The organism is Serinibacter salmoneus (assembly GCF_002563925.1).
Taxonomy (GTDB): Bacteria; Actinomycetota; Actinomycetes; order Actinomycetales; family Beutenbergiaceae; genus Serinibacter; species Serinibacter salmoneus.
Map to the genome: position 1 here is coordinate 1,336,044 of NZ_PDJD01000001.1, position 18,275 is coordinate 1,354,318.

Consider the following 18,275-nt stretch of genomic DNA (forward strand, 5'->3'; position numbering starts at 1 on the left):
CCGTCTCATGCGATCGTCGCACCCTGCGTCGATCGTGGGTCCCGATCGTCGTCGGGACACTCGTGGGGGGCCCTGTGGCGGGAATCTGCGCTCCAGAACCCCTCAAGTCTAGCGGGGATCATGCGTTGTGCACAGTGCCGGCGGGCAGCAATCAGGCGAACCCGGCGTGATCTCGCTCACCCGGGCGGTGGGGGCGGCGCGGCAGAATGGGGCGATGTCCGCACCGACCCCCACGCCCCCACGCGCGCCCGCGCCGTCGCTGCGCTCCGCGATGCCGCCGTTCGAGGTGATGGAGATGATCGAACGCGCAGCCCGGCACCCCGACCCGCTCGTGCTGTGCGTGGGGGAACCCGGTGGGGGTGCCCCCGCGTCCGTGCGGGACGCCGCACGGGAGGCGCTGACCGGAACGCTCGGATACACGCCCGCGGCCGGGATGCCGGCGCTCCTGGACGCGATCGCCGGCCACTACCGAGCCTGGTACGACCTGGAGGTGGATCCGGGGCGCGTGATGGTGACCACCGGAGCCTCGGGCGGGTTCATGATCGCCGCCCTGTGCGCACTGGAGCCGGGCGATGCCGTCGCGCTGACCGTCCCGGGCTACCCCGCCTACCGCAACCTGCTCTCGGCCCTGGGTGCCGAGGTCGTCGAGATCCGGGTGGGTCCCCACGAGCAGTTCCGCCTCACGCCGGCCGCGCTGGAGCGCGCGCACCGGATCCGTCCGCTGCGCGCCGTCGTGCTGGCCAGTCCTGGCAACCCGACCGGCACCATGCTGGCTGCCCGGGAGGTCGCGGCCCTGGCCGCGTGGTGCGCCGAGGCCGGGGTGATCCTGATCAGCGACGAGATCTACCACGGCCTCACCTATACCGGGAGCCGTGGCGCGTGCGCGTTGACGGCGGGTCGACCTGACCACACCGTGATCGTGGGCTCGTTCTCGAAGTACTGGGGGATGACCGGGTGGCGGTTGGGGTGGCTCGTGCTCCCGGAGTCCTTCGTGCCGGCCGCACGCGCGCTCGGCAGCAACCTGCAACTTGCGGCACCGACCCTCGCCCAGACCGCCGCGCTCGGGGCCTTCACGCCCCAGGCATACGCCGAGTGCGACGCCAGGGTGGCCGAGACGGCCCGGGCACGCGAGATCGTGCTGGACTGGGCCCCGCGCCTGGGATGGCGCTCGATCGCGCCGCCCGACGGGGCCTTCTACCTGTGGGCGCAGGTCTCGGGGAGCGGTCTCACCTCCCGCGAGTACTGTTCGCGGCTCCTGGACCACACCGGGGTGGCGCTGGCACCCGGTGGCGACTTCGATACGCGCGAGGGTGACGACTGGGTGCGTCTGTCCTTCTCCCCGGGCAGCGCCGTGGTGGCAGCGGCGTGCGAGCGGATCGCCGCCTGGTCGGTCACCGCGCACGCCCGCGGCTGAGGCGACCCGCCTCGCCGCCTACAATCGTCGGTGGCTCGCGCAGGCTGCCGAGCCACGCAACCCGGAAGGAACGTCCGTGCTCCGCACCCACCATGCAGGCGACCTGCGCGCATCCGACATCGGCACCACCGTCACCCTGACCGGGTGGGTGGATCGCCGTCGCGACCACGGGGGAGTGGCGTTCCTCGATCTGCGGGATGCCTCCGGGATCGCCCAGGTCGTGGTGCGCGACGAGGAGGTGGCCCACCCGCTACGCGCCGAGTGGGTGCTGCAGATCACCGGAGTCGTCGCGCAGCGTCCGGCCGGCAACGCCAACCCCAACCTCGCCACCGGTGAGATCGAGGTCATCGCCGAGGATGTGGTGGTCCTCAACACCGCCGCGGCGCTCCCGTTCCAGGTCTCCACCGCGCTGGACGCGGCGGAGAGCAACGAGATCGGCGAGGAAGCACGCCTGCGCTACCGCTACCTGGACCTGCGGCGCCCCGCGCCGGCCCACGCGATGCGGCTGCGCGCCAAGGTGAACCAGGCCGCCCGCCGGGTGCTGGACGCCCAGGGTTTCATCGAGATCGAGACCCCCACCCTGACCCACTCCACCCCCGAGGGCGCGCGTGACTTCCTGGTCCCCGCCCGGCTGGCGCCCGGCTCCTGGTACGCACTGCCGCAGTCCCCGCAGCTGTTCAAGCAGCTGCTCATGGTCGGCGGCATGGAGCGCTACTACCAGATCGCCCGCTGCTACCGCGATGAGGACTTCCGGGCCGACCGGCAGCCCGAGTTCACCCAGTTGGACGTCGAGGCCTCCTTCGTGGACCAGGACGACATCATCGCGCTCACCGAGTCGCTGCTGCGCGAGATCTGGGCCCTGATCGACGTGGACCTGTCCACCCCGATCCCGCGGATGACCTACGCCGACGCGATGGCACGCTACGGCAGCGACAAGCCGGACCTGCGCTTCGGCCTGGAACTGACCGAGCTCACCGCGTACTTCGCCGACACCCCCTTCCGGGTCTTCCAGGCGCCGTACGTGGGCGCCGTGGTGCAGCCGGGCGGCGCGGCCACCCCGCGCCGCGGGTTCGACGCCTGGCAGGAGTGGGCCAAGCAGCGCGGAGCGAAGGGACTCGCCTACGTGACCGTGGCCGAGGACGGCACCCTGGGCGGGCCGGTGGCCAAGAACCTCTCCGAGTCCGAGCGCGAGGGCCTGGCCGCCGCGGTGGGCGCGGAGCCGGGGGACGCGGTGTTCTTCGCCGCGGGCGCGGTGGCGGCCTCGCGCGCCCTGCTCGGCGCCGCACGCCTGGAGATCGGCAAGCGCGCGGGCCTGATCGACGAGGACGCCTGGTCCTTCGTGTGGGTCGTGGACGCGCCGCTGTTCAAGCCCACCGGGGAGGACGACGACGTCGCCGTGGGCGACGGCGCGTGGACGGCGGTGCACCATGCCTTCACCTCGCCCACCCCGGAGTGGATCGACACGTTCGAGTCCGACCCCGGCAACGCGTTGGCCTACGCCTACGACATCGTCTGCAACGGCAACGAGATCGGCGGCGGGTCGATCCGTATCCACCGCCGCGACGTGCAGGAGCGGGTCTTCGCCGTCATGGGCATCGGCGAGCAGGAGGCGCGGGAGAAGTTCGGGTGGCTGCTGGACGCCTTCGCCTTCGGCGCGCCGCCGCACGGCGGGATCGCCTTCGGCTGGGACCGCATCGTGGCCCTGCTGACCCGCTCGGCCTCGATCCGCGACGTGATCGCCTTCCCGAAGTCCGGCGGCGGGTTCGACCCGCTGACCGGCGCTCCCGCGCCCATCACGGCGCAGCAGCGCAAGGAGGCCGGCGTGGACGCGAGGCCGCCGCAGCAGGGTCACGGCGAGCCGACGCAGGACGACCAGCAGGTCGCGAGCGCCGGGGGCGCCGGGGCGTGAGACCGCCGATCGCCACGCTTCCCCCGGCTTGGCGGCGCGATCGGCTGGTCCTGGCGGACCTGCCCCAGTTCACCGAGTTGACGGGCGACGACGAGGGCGTGCTGCTGGCGCAGCGCGCCCGGCGCGGTGCCACGATCGCCGGGCGCGGGAGCCCGCCACGGCTGCAGGAGCTCCTGGCGGCCTACCTCAACACCCATCCCGGGGTGTTCGTCCGGCGCCTCTCGGTGACCAGCGGCACGCGTGTCCCCACGGCGCAGCGCCGGGCGCTGGGTCTGCGGCACGTCTCGGACTGGGCCTGGATGTGGACCGAGGAGGCACCTGCACCCAACCCGAATGCCGACCGCGTCCGGCGCGCCGACCTCACCCGCGAGGCGGAGGCCCTGCGGGCCACCGTGGACGAGGTCAACCCGCGCTCCGACGCCGACCCCGAGGGGCCGGACGAGATCGTGTGGTGGGTGGTGGACGGCGCCGACGGCTCCCCGGACGGCGTGATCGGTGCGGTCCGCGAGGGCGGGTACGTTCCCGGCAGCCACAGCTGGCACCTGCACGGCGTGGCCGTGCGGGACCGCGCCCGCGGGCAGGGCCTGGGCACGGCCCTGGTGACCGTGGCCACCCGGGAGGCGCTGGCCGACGGCGCGGCATGGGTCTCCCTCGGCCTGTACGCCGAGAACCACCGGGCCCGGGCGATATACGAGCGGCTCGGATTCCACGAGCTCGGCCTCGTCACCAGTTATACCCACGCCAGCGTGCGCGCCCGCTCCCGGGTGGGCGTGCGGGCGGTGTACCCGGACCGCGCATTGCCCGAGCAACCACGCCTGCGCAGCGTCGAGACCGCCGCGCTGCGCTGGGAGGTGGAGGACTCGACCTAGGCTGTCGGGGTGGATCTCTTCTCGGCTGCCGCTCTGGACGAGGACGGCGTGCCCGCCTCGCGCGCGAGCGCCCCGCTGGCCGTGCGCATGCGTCCGGCGCGGTTGGCGGAGGTGGTCGGCCAGGACCACCTGCTCGCGCCGGGCTCTCCGCTGCGCCGTCTGGTGGAGCCGGCGCGCCCCGGGGCCACGCCACCCTCCTCCGTGGTGCTCTGGGGCCCTCCCGGCACCGGGAAGACCACCATCGCCTACCTGGTCGCGCATGCCGGGGGACGCCGCTTCGTGGAACTCTCGGCGGTGACCGCCGGGGTGAAGGACGTGCGCGCCGTCGTGGAGGACGCCCGACGCCGCCTCGCGGGTGGTGGCGAGGAGACCGTGCTGTTCGTCGACGAGGTGCACCGCTTCTCCAAGTCGCAACAGGACGCCCTGCTGCCCAGCGTGGAGAACCGGTGGGTGACCCTGATCGCCGCCACCACCGAGAACCCCTCGTTCTCCGTGATCTCCCCGCTGCTGTCACGCTCCCTGTTGTTGACGCTGCGCCCGCTCACGGAAGGCGACGTGGCCGCCCTGGTGCGCCGCGCCGTCGCAGACGAGCGCGGACTGGCCGGTCGGCTCACGCTCGAGCAGGACGCCCTGGACCATCTGCTACGGCTGGTGGGGGGCGATGCCCGCAAGGCCCTCACGGTGCTCGAGGCCGCGGCGGCCACCGCACTGGAGCAGGAGGCGGACACCATCGACGTGGCCACCGTGGAGCGCGCGGTGGACGTGGCGGCGGTGCGCTACGACAAGGGCGGCGATCAGCACTACGACGTCACGAGCGCCTTCATCAAGTCGATGCGCGGCAGCGACGTGGACGCCGCCCTGCACTACTTGGCCCGGATGCTCGCGGCGGGGGAGGACCCCCGGTTCGTGGCGCGCAGGATCGTGATCGCCGCCAGTGAGGAGGTCGGGATGGCCGATCCGAGCGCCCTGGCCACCGCCGTGGCGGCGTTCCAGGCGGTGAGCTTCATCGGGATGCCCGAGGCGCGGATCGTGCTCGCCCAGGCGGTGGTGCACATCGCGACCGCGCCGAAGTCGAATGCCTCCTACACGGCAATCGACCGCGCGCTGGCGGATGTCCGCGCCGGGAACATCCCCCCGGTGCCGATGCACCTGCGTGATGCGCACTATGCCGGTGCCGAGGGCCTGGGTCACGGGGTCGGCTACACCTACGCGCACGATGCGGAGCACGGGGTGGCAGCCCAGCGGTACCTGCCGCAGGACCTCGCGGATCGTCGCTACTACGAGCCGACCGGCAGGGGCCACGAGGCGCAGGTGGCGGCGCGCCTCGAGCGGATCCGCGCCATCCTGGATGGTGTAACCTAGTCAGGTTGCCCGCGCCAGTGCGCGGGCCTCCCTGGGGCCCTAGCCGCCGCACGCACCGCGTGCATCATGGTCGGTCCCACCCGGTGCTCGAGATGCGGGTGCCGGTGTGACAACGAGACAGGAAGAGTTACGCATGGCATCCAGCCGCGCCCGCAACCAGGTGCGCCTCTCGCGCGCCCTCGGCATCCCGCTGACCCCGAAGGCGCAGCGCGCCTTCGAGAAGCGCCCCTACCCGCCCGGGGAGCACGGTCGCGCCCGCAAGCGCCAGGACTCCGACTACGCCGTCCGGTTGAAGGAGAAGCAGCGTCTGCGCGCCCAGTACGGCATGCGCGAGGCGCAGTTCCGCAACACCTTCGAGGACGCGCGCCGTCACCCGGGTCTGACCGGTGACACGTTCGTGGAGCTGCTCGAGCGCCGCCTCGACGCCCTCGTGCTGCGTTCCGGCTTCGCCCGCACCACCGCCCAGGCCCGCCAGGCCGTCGTGCACCGTCACGTGCTGGTGGACGGCAAGATCGTGGACCGTCCCTCCTTCCGCGTGAAGCCGGGCCAGACCATCCAGATCAAGCCGCGCAGCCAGACGATGGTGCCGTTCCAGATCGCCGCCGCCGGCGCGCACCGCGATGTGCTGCCCGCCGTCCCGGGTTACCTCGAGGTCAACCTGGAGAAGCTGCGCGCCACGCTGGTGCGCGAGCCCAAGCGCGCCGAGGTCCCCGTGACCGCCGACGTGCAGCTGATCGTCGAGCTCTACGCCCGCTGATCTGCGCCTGATCGATGCGACTGTGCCCCGGAGCGATCCGGGGCACAGTCGTCTCTGGGTAGGCTCTCGGTACGGACCACGCCCGCAGTCCGGTGACGGCGGGCACCCCTGGATCGGAAGGTGAACCGTGTCGGTATCCCTCGGCGACATCGCTGGCCTCATCGCGGCCATCGCGTTCGTTGCACTCGTCATCGCGATCGCGGTCCCGCTGCTGCGACTCGGCTCCGTGCTGGACGAGACCCGCTCGAGCATCACGCAGGTCACCGAGCACACGCTCCCGGTGATCGACGAGGCCGCCGAGGCGGTGCGTGGCGCGAATGCCCAACTCGCGAAGGTCGACACGGTGACCACCTCGGCCGCCGAGGTCGGCACGAACGTCTCCGCGTTGACGACGCTGGTCTCCGCGACGCTGGCGCGGCCGATGATCAAGGCGGCGTCCTTCACCTACGCGGTGCGCGCCGTCGTCAGCCGCCGCCGCAAGGGCCGCGCATGAAGCCGCTGCTGTGGGCCGTGGGCGGTGCGGCGATCGCTGTCGTGGTGCTGCACCAGATCGGACGGGCGCGTTCGGCCGCCGACTCCGTGGCGCGGACCCTGACCCCAGTCGGCTTCGCCGAGGCCGTGACCGCCGGCCTCGCGGAACTGCGCGCGGTGGCGGGTGAGGTCGGTGAGGCGATGCGCGAGCAGGAGTCGACCCTGACCTCGCAGATGCTGCCGGATCCCGCCGACGAGGCTGCCGCTCGTACCTACCGCGCCGAGCGCGCCTCGCGTGCCCGGCCCGGGACCGAGGACTGGGAGTTCGACGAGGACTTCTGAGTCCCCGCGCCCCAGCGTCCTCCCGCAAGGCCCGACACCCGCTCGCTTCTCCCACACCCCGTCTGAGGAACCCCATTGCGCACCGCTGAGATCCGCCGCCGCTACCTGGACTTCTTCGCCGATCGCGGCCACACCGTCGTGCCCAGCGTCCCGCTGGTCTCGCCGGATCCCTCCATCCTGTTCACGATCGCGGGCATGGTGCCGTTCATCCCCTACATCGTGGGCACGCAGGACGCGCCGTACTCCCGCGCCGTGAGCGCCCAGAAGTGCATCCGCACCAACGACATCGAGTCGGTGGGCCGCACCACGCGGCACGGCACGTTCTTCCAGATGCTGGGGAACTTCTCCTTCGGTGACTACTTCAAGGAGGGGGCGATCTCCTTCGCGTGGCACTTCCTGACCTCCTCGACCGAGCAGGGCGGCCTGGGGATGGACCGTGACCTGTTCTGGGTCACGATCTGGGAGGAGGACGATGTCGCACGGCACGCCCTGATCGACATCGGGGTCCCGGCCGAGCGCATCGTGGCGCTCCCGCGCGAGGAGATCTTCTGGGACACCGGGCAGCCCGGCCCGGCGGGACCGTGCGCGGAGTTCCACGTCGATCGCGGTCCGCAGTACGGGCCCGCCTACGACCCCGCGACCGGCGCCGCCGGGTGGACCGACGAGATCGGCGACCGCTACCTGGAGATCTGGAACCTGGTCTTCGACCAGTACCTGCGCGGGGAGGGCAGCGGCAAGGACTACCCGCTGCTGAAGGAACTCGACTCCAAGTCGATCGACACCGGCGCGGGTCTGGAACGCATCGCGTTCCTGCTCCAGGGCAAGAACAACATGTACGAGATCGACGAGGTCTTCCCCGTCATCCAGCGCGCCCAGGAGCTCTCCGGCAAGGCCTACGGGGCCGGCGGTGAGGACGACGTGCGGATGCGGGTCGTCGCCGACCACGTGCGCAGCTCCCTCATGCTGGTCGGCGACGGTGTGCGCCCGGCGAACGAGGGCCGCGGCTACGTGCTGCGGCGGCTGCTGCGCCGCAGCGTGCGCGCGATGCGGCTGCTGGGGGTCACCGAGCCCTCGCTGCCCCAGCTGCTCCCGGTCTCCAAGGAGGCCATGAAGGAGTCCTACCCCGAGCTGGAGGCCGACTTCGAGCGGATCTCCGCGATCATCTACGCCGAGGAGGAGGCGTTCCTGCGCACCCTCGCCTCGGGGACGACGATCCTGCAGGACGCGGTGACGGCGCTGCGCACCTCCGGTGGTGGCGTGCTCAGCGGGCAGGACGCCTTCAAGCTGCACGACACCTACGGGTTCCCGATCGACCTGACGTTGGAGATGGCGGCCGAACAGGGCGTGTCGATCGACACCGAGGAGTTCCGGCGCCTCATGGGCGAGCAGAAGGCCCGCGCCCGCGCGGACGCGCTGGCACGCAAGTCCGGGCACGCCGACACCTCCGTGTACACCACGCTGTCGGCAGACCTGAGTGCGCCCGTGCGCTTCCTGGGCTACACCGAGGCCACCGCGAACGTGCGGGTGGTGGGCCTGCTGGTGGACGGCGTGCCCACGCCCACGGCGACGGCACCGGCCGACGTGGAGGTCATCCTGGACCAGACCCCGTTCTATGCGGAGTCCGGCGGGCAGTTGGCCGACCACGGCCAGGTCACGCTTCGCGGCGGGGGCGTGCTGCAGGTCGATGACGTGCAGCGACCCATCGCCGGCCTGATCGTGCACCGTGCGCGCCTGATCGAGGGTCAGGTCGACCTGGAGGAGACGGGTGTCGCCGCGATCGACACCGAGCGTCGCCACGCGATCGCGCGGGCCCACACGGCCACCCACCTCGTGCACAAGGCACTGCGGGAGACCCTCGGGGAGACTGCCACCCAGGCCGGCAGCGAGAACGCCCCGCACCGGCTGCGGTTCGACTTCCGCGCGACCGGCGCGGTCCCCGGCGGCGCACTCGCCGAGATCAACGAGCGTGTGAACTCCCGCGCCTTCGAGAACCTCGAGGTGACCGACCGCACGATGCCGATCGAGGATGCCAAGGCGCTGGGCGCGATGGCCCTGTTCGGGGAGAAGTACGGCAACCAGGTCCGTGTCGTGGAGGTCGGCGGCGACTGGTCGCGCGAGCTGTGCGCCGGGACCCACGTCGCCAGCACGGGTCTGCTCGGCCCGGTGACGATCCTGGGGGAGTCCTCCATCGGCTCCGGCGTGCGTCGCGTCGACGCCCTGGTCGGCGACAGCGCCACCCGGTTCCACGCCCGCGAGCAGGCCCTGGTCTCCCAACTGTCGCAGTTGGTCGGCGCGCGCAGCGAGGAGCTCCCCGATCGCGTCGCCACGCTGATGCAGCGACTCAAGGAGGCCGACCGCGAGATCGCCGCGCTGCGCCAGGCTCAACTGCTGGCCTCCGCGGCAGCACTCGCCGCGAACGCGCGCGAGGTCGACGGCGTGCGCGTGGTGGCGCACGACGCCGGCACCGTCGGCAGTGGTGACGACCTGCGCACCCTCGCGCTCGACCTGCGCGAGCGCCTGGGTGGAGCCAGCGTGGTCGCGGTCGGGGGCGTGGCGAAGGACCGCGCCGCTCTGGTGATCGCCACCTCGCCGCAGGCCCGTGAGCGCGGCCTGCGGGCCGGAGCACTGGTGCGGGAACTGACCCAGGCGATGGGCGGCAAGGGCGGCGGTCGGGACGACGTGGCCCAGGGCGGCGCACCCGATGCCTCCCGGCTGCCGGAGGCACTCGCCACCCTCGAGTCCGCCGTCACCGCCGTGGTGCGGGCCTGAGCGGGATGCGACACGGCGTGCGACTCGCCGTGGACGTCGGTTCGGTGCGGGTCGGCGTGGCGCGCAGCGACCCGGACGGGTTGCTGGCGACCCCGGTCGAGACGGTGCAACGCACCAGCGGGGACGACGGCACCGCTACAATCGTGGCTCACGCTCGCGACCTCGGCGCCACCGAGGTCGTGGTGGGACTGCCGCGCTCGCTGGACGGCAAACAGCGGGCTGCGGCAGACCGCGCGCGCAGTTACGCCCAGATCCTTGCGGCGCACCTGCACCCGATCCCGGTCCGACTCGTCGACGAACGGTTCAGCACCACCAGCGCACACCACCAGATGCGGGAGGCGGGTCGCCGGGGTCGCTCCCAGCGAGCCGTGGTAGACCAGGTTGCTGCGGTCATCGTGCTGCAGCACGCACTCGACATCGAGCGCTCCACCGGGAGGGCACCCGGAAGCATCGTGACAGCGGGGGGCTGAAACGAGAATGAGGACGCAGGACCTTGACTGACATCTTTGGTGCGCAGGAGCACACCCCGCAGGACATGCGGCGACGATCCCGGCGACGTGACGGAGCCCGCGGGGCCCGTCGGCGTTCCATCCTGAGCTTCATCGTGATGATCGCCATCCTCGCCGGTCTGGGAGCCCTGCTCTTCTTCGTCGTGCGACCCATGCTCTCCCCGACCGTGGAGGCCACCGTGGTGGTCACCGACTACCCGGGTCCCGGTGCCGACGCGGTCGAGGTCACCGTGCCCGACGGTGCCACGGGAGCCGACATCGGGCAGATCCTCTACGACGCCGGCGTCGTGGCCACGGTGGGTGCCTTCACCGATGCCTACACGGCGAACTCCTCGGCCACGAGCATCCAGGCGGGCACCTACCAGCTGCTGGAGGAGATGCGTGCGGCCGACGCCGTGGCGGGGCTCCTGGACCCGGCGCGCCGGGTGGACACGCAGATCACCATCCCCGAGGGCTGGCGCTCGGATCAGACCTACCAGCGGGTGGCGGATCTGCTCGGGGTGGGACTCGAGGAGGTCCAGGCCGCGGCGAGTGACTACGAGGCGCTCGGCCTGGACGGCGCTCCCACCACCGATGAGGACGCGATCGACCCGATGGAGGGGTGGTTCTTCCCCGGCACCTACACGGTGGCGCCGGACGCCGAGGTGTCCGATGTCCTCGCCGAGATGGTGCAGCGCACGGTGACGGCGCTCGACGAGGCGGGTGTGGCGCCCGAGGACCGCCAGGAGGTGCTCACCGTGGCCTCGATCGCGGTTCGTGAGGTGCTCTCCGCCGAGGACTACGGCCGGGTGGCACGCGTCATCGAGAACCGACTCCAACCGGACAACTCCACGGGCGCCAACACCCTGGGCATGGACTCGACGCTGCGCTACGCCTGGGATCGGGAGAACCCCGGCGAGGCCATGGATCCGCAGCTCCACAACGACAGCACGAGCGCGTACAACACCCGCAACGTCCCGGGTCTCCCGCCCACGCCCATCGGCGGCGTGGACGCCACCGCGATCCAGGCCGTGATCAATCCGCCAGAGGGCGACTGGGTCTGGTTCGTCACCCTGGACCTGTGCACCGGGGAGACCGTGTTCACCGAGTCCGAGGACGAGTTCAACCAGCTCAAGCTCGAGTTCCAGGCGTGGAACGAGCAGTACGAGGCGAACGGGAGCACGTGCTGACGCCAGCGGCGGGCGAGGCCACCGTGGGCGAGGGCGCGCCGCGCCGCGCCGCGGTGATCGGAGACCCGGTCGGGCACAGCCTCTCCCCGGTGCTGCACGCCGCCGCCTATCGCACCCTGGGGTTGCCGCACACCTACGAGGCGATCCGGGTCCCGGCGGGGGAGGCGCCCCGCTTCCTGGGTGGCCTGGACGAGCAGTGGCTCGGGCTGTCGGTCACCATGCCGCACAAGCACGATGTGCTGGGTGCCGTGGACGTGGTGCAGCCGCTGGCCGAGGCGGTGGGTGCCGCCAACACCGTGCTGGTCACGGGTTCGGGTGCGGGTCGACTCCTGGTGGCCGCGAACACCGACGTCTACGGGGTGGCCGAGGCGGTGCGGGAGACCCGCGGGCTCGCCGCCCGCCTCGCCCCGACCGCGCGGGCGGTGGTGCTCGGCGCGGGCGGGACCGCCGCCGCGACTCTCGCCGCGCTCGCCGAGCTCGGCCTCACCAGCAGCGTGGTCTGTGTCCGTGACCCGGCGCGGGCCGGCGGCCTCCTGCAGGCCGCGCACCGGATGGGTGTGGAGGTGCGACTGCGCCGGTTCACCCGTGCCGCGCAGGAGATCGCCGATGCGGATGTCGTGGTGCAGACGGCGCCCGCCGGGGCGGCAGACGGGATCGCCGCCGGCCTGGGGGACGTGCTGGGCACGGCCTCGCTGCGCGCGGACCAGGTACTCCTGGACGTGGTCTACGACCCGTGGCCCACGCCGCTCGCGGCCGCATGGCAGCACCACGGTGGCGCCGTCGCCGCCGGCTGGCTGATGCTCCTGCACCAGGCGGTCGAGCAGGTGCGCCTGATGACCGGGAGACAGGTCCGTGTCGCGCCGATGCGAGAGGCGTTGTCCACCGCACTGGCCACGCGCTGAGGCCGGTGCAGGCGACCACGATGACGGCGTCGGAATCGGTCTCGGTGTCGATCATTGTGGCGGTGGCCGCTGCGGTACTGAGCGCGCTCGCCGTCTGGGTCGGTGCCGCCCGCATGGCGGGACTCGCCCACGCACGGCCGGCGCCCTGGTACCTGCGCCGCCCCTGGGCGCCCCTGCTGACCGGTGCGACCACGGGTCTCTCGGCCCTGACGGTGGTGCCGGCGCTCGGGTGGGCGGCGCTCGGCTGCCTGGTGATCGTGGCGACCGCGGCGGCCGCCTGCCTCGTCGATCTCGCGGCGCACCGTCTTCCCGACGTGCTGGTGCTCCGGGGCTGGGTGGCCGGCATCGTGCTGGTCGCCCTCGGCTGCCTGGCCCAGCAGGACCTCGAGACCCTGCTGCGGGCCGTCGTGGCGAGCGCCGGGACCTGGTCATTGTTGGCGGCACTCGCGTGGCTCTACCCGCCCGGCCTGGGTTTCGGCGATGTCAAGCTCGCCGGTGCCCTCGCCGTCGTCACCGGCGCGTTCTCGATCACCGCCCCGGTGCTGGCGCTCGCGCTGGCCTTCCTGACCGGTGGCGTGACCGCGCTCGTGCTGCTGGTACTCGGGCAGGCGAGCCGGGGCACGGCGATCCCGTTCGGCCCCGTCCTGCTCGCGGGAACGCTCGCGGCCCTGACGATGCCCGTGTGGTGAACACGCGCGGACGAGGACGGGGGAACGTGGGAGGATCGGCATCATGCTCAGATGGTTGACGGCCGGTGAGTCCCATGGACCGGCGCTCGTGGCAGTGATCGAGGGTGTTCCCAGCGGGGTCGAGGTGACGACCTCGGACCTGACCGCCGCGCTGGCCCGGCGCCGCCTCGGCTACGGCCGCGGAGCGCGGATGAAGTTCGAGCAGGACCAGGTGACCCTGCTCGGGGGCGTGCGCCACGGCCGCACCCAGGGTGGTCCCGTGGCCGTCCAGATCGGCAACACCGAGTGGCCCAAGTGGGAACGGGTGATGTCCGCGGACCCGGTCGACCCGGAGGCCCTCACCGGTGCTCGCGCCGCCGCGCTCACCCGTCCGCGGCCTGGCCATGCAGATCTGGTGGGCATGACGAAGTACGCCTTCGAGGAGGCGCGGCCCGTGCTGGAGCGGGCCAGCGCGCGGGAGACCGCGGCGCGGGTGGCGCTCGGCGTGGTCGCTGCGCACCTGCTGGAGCAGATCGCCGGGGTGCGGCTGGTCTCCCACGTGGTCGGTATCGGGCCCGTGGCGGTGCCGCAGGACGCGCCGCTCCCGGGCCCTGACGACGTCGCGGCGCTGGATGCCGACCCGGTGCGATGCGCGCACCCGGAGACCTCGGCCGCCATGGTGGCCGAGATCGACGACTGCCAGAAGGCCGGGGACACCCTGGGCGGTGTGGTCGAGGTCCTCGCCTATGGTCTGCCGCCGGGCCTGGGGTCCTACGTCCAGTCCGATCGTCGGTTGGACGCGCGCCTCGCCGGGGTGCTGATGGGGATCCAGGCGATGAAGGGCGTGGAGGTCGGGGACGGTTTCATGACCGCTCGTCGTCGAGGATCGCTCGCACACGACGAGATCGAGCGTGATCCCCACGGGGTGATCCGCCGTCGGACCAACCGCGCCGGCGGGCTGGAGGGGGGCATGACGAACGGCGAGGTGCTGCGCGTGCGCGCCGCCATGAAGCCGATCTCCACGGTGCCCCGGGCGCTGGACACGGTGGACACCACCTCGGGTGAGGCGGCGAAGGCGATCCATCAGCGCAGTGATGTGTGCGCGGTGCCGCCGGCCGCCGTCGTGGCCGAGGCCATGGTGGCGCTGGTGCTCGCCCAGGCCCTGCTGGAGAAGGTCGGGGGCGACAGCGTGCAGGAGTGTTCCCGCAACCTGCGCGGGTACCTGGAGTCCGTCCCCGAGACCATGCGATGACGGACCTCCTGCTGGTGGGGCCGGCCGGCACCGATCTGCCCGTGGTGGCGCGGCTCGCGGCCGAGGCGCTCGGCGTGGAGTCCCTCTCCACGCAACAGGCGACGGCCGAGGCGCTGGGGACGCAGGACGTCTCCCTGGCGTATGTCACGCACGGCGCGGAGACCTTCCGCGCCACCGAGGTGCGCATCGCCCTGGACGCGTTGGTCGCTCACCGCGGGGTGGTGGACCTGGGCACCAGCCTCGTGGAGGACCAGGAGGTGGCGGCCGCGGTGCGCGAGCACGTGGGCGCCGGCACCGCGGTGCTGGTCCAGCTCACGGTCTCGCTCGCGACGGCGGCCGAGCGGCTGGCCTTCACGGCGCCACGCCCGGTGTTCCTCGGTAATCCCCGCGCGCAGTGGACCAGGCTCGCACAGCAGGCCGCGGCGCGCTACGAGGAACTGGGCGCTGTGCCGGTGAGCACCGACCAGCGCAGCGCGGAGCAGGTCGCGCACGAGATCGTCACGCTCATCACGGAAGGACAGGTATGACCCGCCGGATCACGGTGACCGCCGAGCACACCTACGACGTCCTGATCGGATCGTCCCTGCTGGGCGAGCTCGCGCCCCTGCTCGGTGGTGACGTGCGTCGCGTGCTGATCCTGGCTCCGCACGCTCTGGCCACCACGGCGGAGGCGATGCGGGAGGACCTGCTCGCCGGTGGCCTGGAGGCCTACATCGCGGAGGTGCCGGACGCCGAGGAGGCAAAGACCGCGCAGGTCGCGGCCTTCTGCTGGGGCGTGCTCGGGCAGGCGGACTTCACCCGCAGCGACGCGATCGTGGGGCTGGGCGGCGGTGCGACCACCGATCTGGCCGGCTTCGTGGCCGCGACCTGGCTGCGGGGGATCCGGGTGATCCAGGTGCCCACCACGCTGCTGGCGATGGTGGATGCCGCGGTGGGCGGCAAGACGGGCATCAACACCGCGGAGGGGAAGAACCTCGTGGGCTCCTTCCATTCCCCGCGCGGGGTCCTGGCGGACCTCTCCACGTTGGAGACCCTGCCGCGCCACGACCTCGTCGCCGGGCTCGCCGAGGTCGTCAAGTGCGGGTTCATCGCCGATCCGGAGATCCTCACCCTCATCGAGAACGATCCGGACGGCGCCCGCACACCGGGCAGCGCCGTGCTCGCCGAGCTCGTGGAGCGATCGGTGGCGGTGAAGGCCAGCGTGGTCTCGCAGGACCTGCGCGAGGCCTCGCTGCGGGAGATCCTCAACTACGGGCACACGTTCGGTCACGCGATCGAATTCACGGAGCGCTTCTCCTGGCGGCACGGCGCGGCGGTGAGCGTGGGCATGGTGTACGCGGCCGAGCTGGCGCGACTGGCCGGGCGGCTCTCGGAGGACGTGGTCGCGCGGCACCGTGCGGTGCTGGAACTCCTCGGTCTGCCCACCACCTACCGGGGCGATCGGTGGCCGCGACTGCTGGAGGCGATGCGGCGCGACAAGAAGACCCGCGGGGACATGCTGCGCTTCGTGGTGCTGGAGGATGTCGCCCGACCGACGCGGCTCGAGGGGCCCGATCCGACTCTGCTGACGGCAGCGTACGCCGAGGTCGCGGTGGATCAAGCCAGTAGCATTGATCTCTAGAGATCAAGCGATAGCATGTGATCGGACTGGATAAAGCGGTACCCCTTGATGTGGGGGCGGTTGGGCGGTAGTCTCCTCCTCATGTGGGTGATCACGGCGGATCAGATCGGTTCGCGCCGGGGGAGCGACCTGGTGCCGGCGGCCCTGGACCTCCTCGACGCCGTGCCCACCACACTGCCCTTCACCCGCACCGTCGGGGACGAGCTCCAAGGCGTGGTGCCGACGGCGGCCGATGCGCTGCGCGCCACGCTGGTGCTGGTGCGTGACGGCCGGTGGAGCGTCGGTATCGGGGGTGGCGAGGTCCGACTGGCGGGGGAGTCGCGTGCCAGCGACGGTCCGGCCTTCGTGCGCGCTCGCGCCGCCGTCGAGCGCGCCAAGGGGCGCAGGCCCCCGGTGCCCGTCGCGCTCGAGGACCCCCGGTCCGGCCGGCTCGAACCGCTCCTTCACCTGCTGGCAGCCGTGGTCGGTGAGCGCAGCGAGGCGAGCTGGCGGGTCGTCGATCTCCTGGAGACCGGCGCGACCGGGGTGGATGTGGCGAAGGCGCTGGACATCACCCCGCAGGCCGTCTCCTGGCACCGTCGTGCGTCCCTGTGGGACACCGAGGTCCGGGCACGGCACGCGCTCGCGGAACTCATGGACGCGGCGTGACGGCCCTGATGCGAGGATGACGCCGTGACCGACACGCCTCTCCTCCTCGGCCTCGTCGCCGCGATCAGCCTGGCGATCTCCGCCGCCGGTGGCTCGGTCCTGGTCTCGGCGCTGCTGCGCTTCGCCGACTCCCGCGAGCAGCGGGCCGCGACCGGCGCTGCGGCCCGTGCGCTGCGAGGTGGTACCACGATCGGGGTCCTGGAGCGCATCGCCGTGACCGGTACCATCCTGCTCGGGCACCCGGAGGGTGTGGCCGTGGTCGTCGCCGTCAAGGGCCTGGGGCGGCTGCCGGAACTCGCGGGCAAGCGAGCCGACGCCTCGGGAACCGGGGAGGCGGCCGACCTCGCCGCGGCCATCTCGGAGCGCTTCCTCATCGGGACCCTGGCCTCGCTGCTGTGGGCGACGGCCCTGGGCGCGCTGGGTCGCTGGGGTCTGAACCTGCTCGGCGGGTAACATGTCCCCTCGGACCCGTGCCACCGGCGCGGATGAGGTCCATCGGACGCACTCACCAGACGAACAAGGACATCACGCGTGGCAACGACGAACGACCTGAAGAACGGCCTCGTCCTCAACCTCGAGGGCCAGCTCTGGAGCGTGGTGGAGTTCCAGCACGTCAAGCCTGGCAAGGGCCCGGCGTTCGTGCGCACCAAGCTGAAGAACGTGCTCTCCGGCAAGATCGTGGACAAGACGTTCAACGCCGGCCTCAAGGTCGAGACGGCCACCGTGGACAAGCGCGACATGCAGTACCTGTACAAGGACGGCGAGTCGTTCGTGTTCATGGACTCCAGTGACTTCGAGCAGTTCTATCTCAGCGAGGAGCTGGTGGGTGACTCCGCCAAGTACCTGCTGGAGAATTCCGAGGTGATCGTGGCGCTGCACGAGGGCAACCCGATCTACGTGGAACTGCCGGCCTCGGCCGTCTTCGAGATCACCTACACCGAACCGGGCATCCAGGGCGACCGCTCCAATGCCGGGACCAAGTCCGCCACCATCGAGACCGGCGCCGAGATCCAGGTGCCGCTGTTCGTGGAGATGGGCACCAAGGTGAAGGTCGACACGCGCAGCGGCGCCTACCTCGGCCGCGCCTGAGTCTCGCATGCCGGATCGAAGCAAGGACCGCCGTCGGGCCCTGGATCTGCTCTTCGAGGTGGATCAGCGCCGGCGCGCCGGTGAGCGGGTCTCGCTCAGCGACACGCTGACCGATCGGCTCGCCGACCCCGCGGGCCTGAAGCCCCAGCGCACCTACGCCGCACAGATCGTGCTCGGAGTCGACGAGCACGCCGAGCGCATCGACGAGTTGCTGGCCACCTACTCCGCCTGGACCCTGGACCGGATGCCCGCCGTGGACCGCTCCATCCTGCGGATGGGGGTCTGGGAGTTGCTGTACAACGACGACATCCCCGACGGTGTGGCCGTGGAGCAGGCGACGAACCTGGCCTCCGAACTGTCCACCGACGAGTCCCCGGGCTACGTCAACGGCCTGCTGGGCCAGCTCCAGCGGCTGGCGCCCACCCTGCGAACAGCCGAGGCACCGCACGGCCCTGAACACTAGGCTGCGCCAGAGGGTGCAGCGCACCGACATCCCTTTAACTCCGTCCAGAGAGGCGGGAAAG

At 71.9% G+C, this 18,275-nt stretch carries 19 protein-coding genes; all 19 read left to right on the top strand.

Annotation, left to right across the window (positions count from 1 at the left end; translation table 11 throughout):
- The first annotated feature begins 214 nt into the window (after positions 1 to 214).
- The 19 genes from ATL40_RS05825 to nusB all read left to right on the top strand — a co-directional run bounded on the left by ATL40_RS05825 (position 215) and on the right by nusB (position 18,214).
- Positions 215 to 1,414: a pyridoxal phosphate-dependent aminotransferase gene (locus ATL40_RS05825; RefSeq protein ID WP_098470320.1), complete on the top strand. Its 1,200-nt coding sequence runs from the start codon at positions 215 to 217 to the stop codon at positions 1,412 to 1,414.
- Positions 1,415 to 1,490: 76 nt separating this feature from the next.
- On the top strand, positions 1,491 to 3,323 hold the full coding sequence (gene aspS, locus ATL40_RS05830; RefSeq protein ID WP_098468711.1) for an aspartate--tRNA ligase: 1,833 nt from the start codon (positions 1,491 to 1,493) through the stop codon (positions 3,321 to 3,323).
- Positions 3,320 to 4,192, top strand: coding sequence for a GNAT family N-acetyltransferase (locus ATL40_RS05835; RefSeq protein ID WP_098468712.1), 873 nt, complete (start codon positions 3,320 to 3,322; stop codon positions 4,190 to 4,192). The genes aspS and ATL40_RS05835 overlap by 4 nt, the downstream gene beginning before the upstream one ends.
- Before the next feature lie 9 nt (positions 4,193 to 4,201).
- Positions 4,202 to 5,554: a replication-associated recombination protein A gene (locus tag ATL40_RS05840; RefSeq protein ID WP_098468713.1), complete on the top strand. Its 1,353-nt coding sequence runs from the start codon at positions 4,202 to 4,204 to the stop codon at positions 5,552 to 5,554.
- Positions 5,555 to 5,687: 133 nt separating this feature from the next.
- Positions 5,688 to 6,311 (top strand): 30S ribosomal protein S4, encoded by a 624-nt coding sequence (gene rpsD, locus ATL40_RS05845; RefSeq protein ID WP_098468714.1) that lies wholly within the window; start codon positions 5,688 to 5,690, stop codon positions 6,309 to 6,311.
- Between the two features lie 127 nt (positions 6,312 to 6,438).
- Positions 6,439 to 6,804, top strand: a complete 366-nt coding sequence (locus ATL40_RS05850; protein WP_098468715.1) for a DUF948 domain-containing protein — start codon at positions 6,439 to 6,441, stop codon at positions 6,802 to 6,804.
- The gene (locus tag ATL40_RS05855) at positions 6,801 to 7,124 is read left to right on the top strand and encodes a hypothetical protein (RefSeq protein ID WP_098468716.1); all 324 of its coding nucleotides are present in this window, start codon (positions 6,801 to 6,803) and stop codon (positions 7,122 to 7,124) included. Before ATL40_RS05850 ends, ATL40_RS05855 begins: the two co-directional genes overlap by 4 nt.
- A gap of 75 nt (positions 7,125 to 7,199) precedes the next feature.
- Positions 7,200 to 9,893 (top strand): alanine--tRNA ligase, encoded by a 2,694-nt coding sequence (alaS, locus tag ATL40_RS05860; protein WP_098468717.1) that lies wholly within the window; start codon positions 7,200 to 7,202, stop codon positions 9,891 to 9,893.
- 17 nt (positions 9,894 to 9,910) lie between these two features.
- Positions 9,911 to 10,363 carry a Holliday junction resolvase RuvX gene (ruvX, locus tag ATL40_RS05865; RefSeq protein ID WP_342747602.1) on the top strand — a complete coding sequence of 151 codons (453 nt, stop codon included), beginning with the start codon at positions 9,911 to 9,913 and terminating at the stop codon, positions 10,361 to 10,363.
- A 23-nt stretch (positions 10,364 to 10,386) separates the two neighbouring features.
- The gene (gene mltG / locus ATL40_RS05870; RefSeq protein ID WP_143556874.1) at positions 10,387 to 11,571 is read left to right on the top strand and encodes an endolytic transglycosylase MltG; all 1,185 of its coding nucleotides are present in this window, start codon (positions 10,387 to 10,389) and stop codon (positions 11,569 to 11,571) included.
- A complete protein-coding gene (locus ATL40_RS05875) occupies positions 11,565 to 12,473 on the top strand; it encodes a shikimate dehydrogenase (protein WP_245866812.1) in 909 nt (302 codons plus the stop codon). The genes mltG and ATL40_RS05875 overlap by 7 nt, the downstream gene beginning before the upstream one ends.
- 20 nt (positions 12,474 to 12,493) lie before the next feature.
- The gene (locus ATL40_RS05880; protein WP_143556875.1) at positions 12,494 to 13,162 is read left to right on the top strand and encodes a prepilin peptidase; all 669 of its coding nucleotides are present in this window, start codon (positions 12,494 to 12,496) and stop codon (positions 13,160 to 13,162) included.
- Positions 13,163 to 13,205: 43 nt separating this feature from the next.
- On the top strand, positions 13,206 to 14,393 hold the full coding sequence (aroC, locus tag ATL40_RS05885) for a chorismate synthase (RefSeq protein WP_098468721.1): 1,188 nt from the start codon (positions 13,206 to 13,208) through the stop codon (positions 14,391 to 14,393).
- Positions 14,390 to 14,920 (top strand): shikimate kinase, encoded by a 531-nt coding sequence (locus ATL40_RS05890; RefSeq protein WP_098468722.1) that lies wholly within the window; start codon positions 14,390 to 14,392, stop codon positions 14,918 to 14,920. The genes aroC and ATL40_RS05890 overlap by 4 nt, the downstream gene beginning before the upstream one ends.
- Positions 14,917 to 16,014, top strand: a complete 1,098-nt coding sequence (gene aroB, locus ATL40_RS05895; RefSeq protein ID WP_098468723.1) for a 3-dehydroquinate synthase — start codon at positions 14,917 to 14,919, stop codon at positions 16,012 to 16,014. The genes ATL40_RS05890 and aroB overlap by 4 nt, the downstream gene beginning before the upstream one ends.
- A gap of 81 nt (positions 16,015 to 16,095) precedes the next feature.
- On the top strand, positions 16,096 to 16,662 hold the full coding sequence (locus ATL40_RS05900; RefSeq protein ID WP_098468724.1) for a hypothetical protein: 567 nt from the start codon (positions 16,096 to 16,098) through the stop codon (positions 16,660 to 16,662).
- A gap of 24 nt (positions 16,663 to 16,686) precedes the next feature.
- Entirely contained in the window at positions 16,687 to 17,115 is a 429-nt protein-coding gene (locus ATL40_RS05905; protein ID WP_098468725.1) for a hypothetical protein, read from the top strand.
- Between the two features lie 78 nt (positions 17,116 to 17,193).
- Positions 17,194 to 17,751 carry an elongation factor P gene (gene efp, locus ATL40_RS05910; protein WP_098468726.1) on the top strand — a complete coding sequence of 186 codons (558 nt, stop codon included), beginning with the start codon at positions 17,194 to 17,196 and terminating at the stop codon, positions 17,749 to 17,751.
- Between the two features lie 7 nt (positions 17,752 to 17,758).
- Positions 17,759 to 18,214: a transcription antitermination factor NusB gene (gene nusB / locus ATL40_RS05915; protein WP_098468727.1), complete on the top strand. Its 456-nt coding sequence runs from the start codon at positions 17,759 to 17,761 to the stop codon at positions 18,212 to 18,214.
- Positions 18,215 to 18,275: the final 61 nt, after the last annotated feature.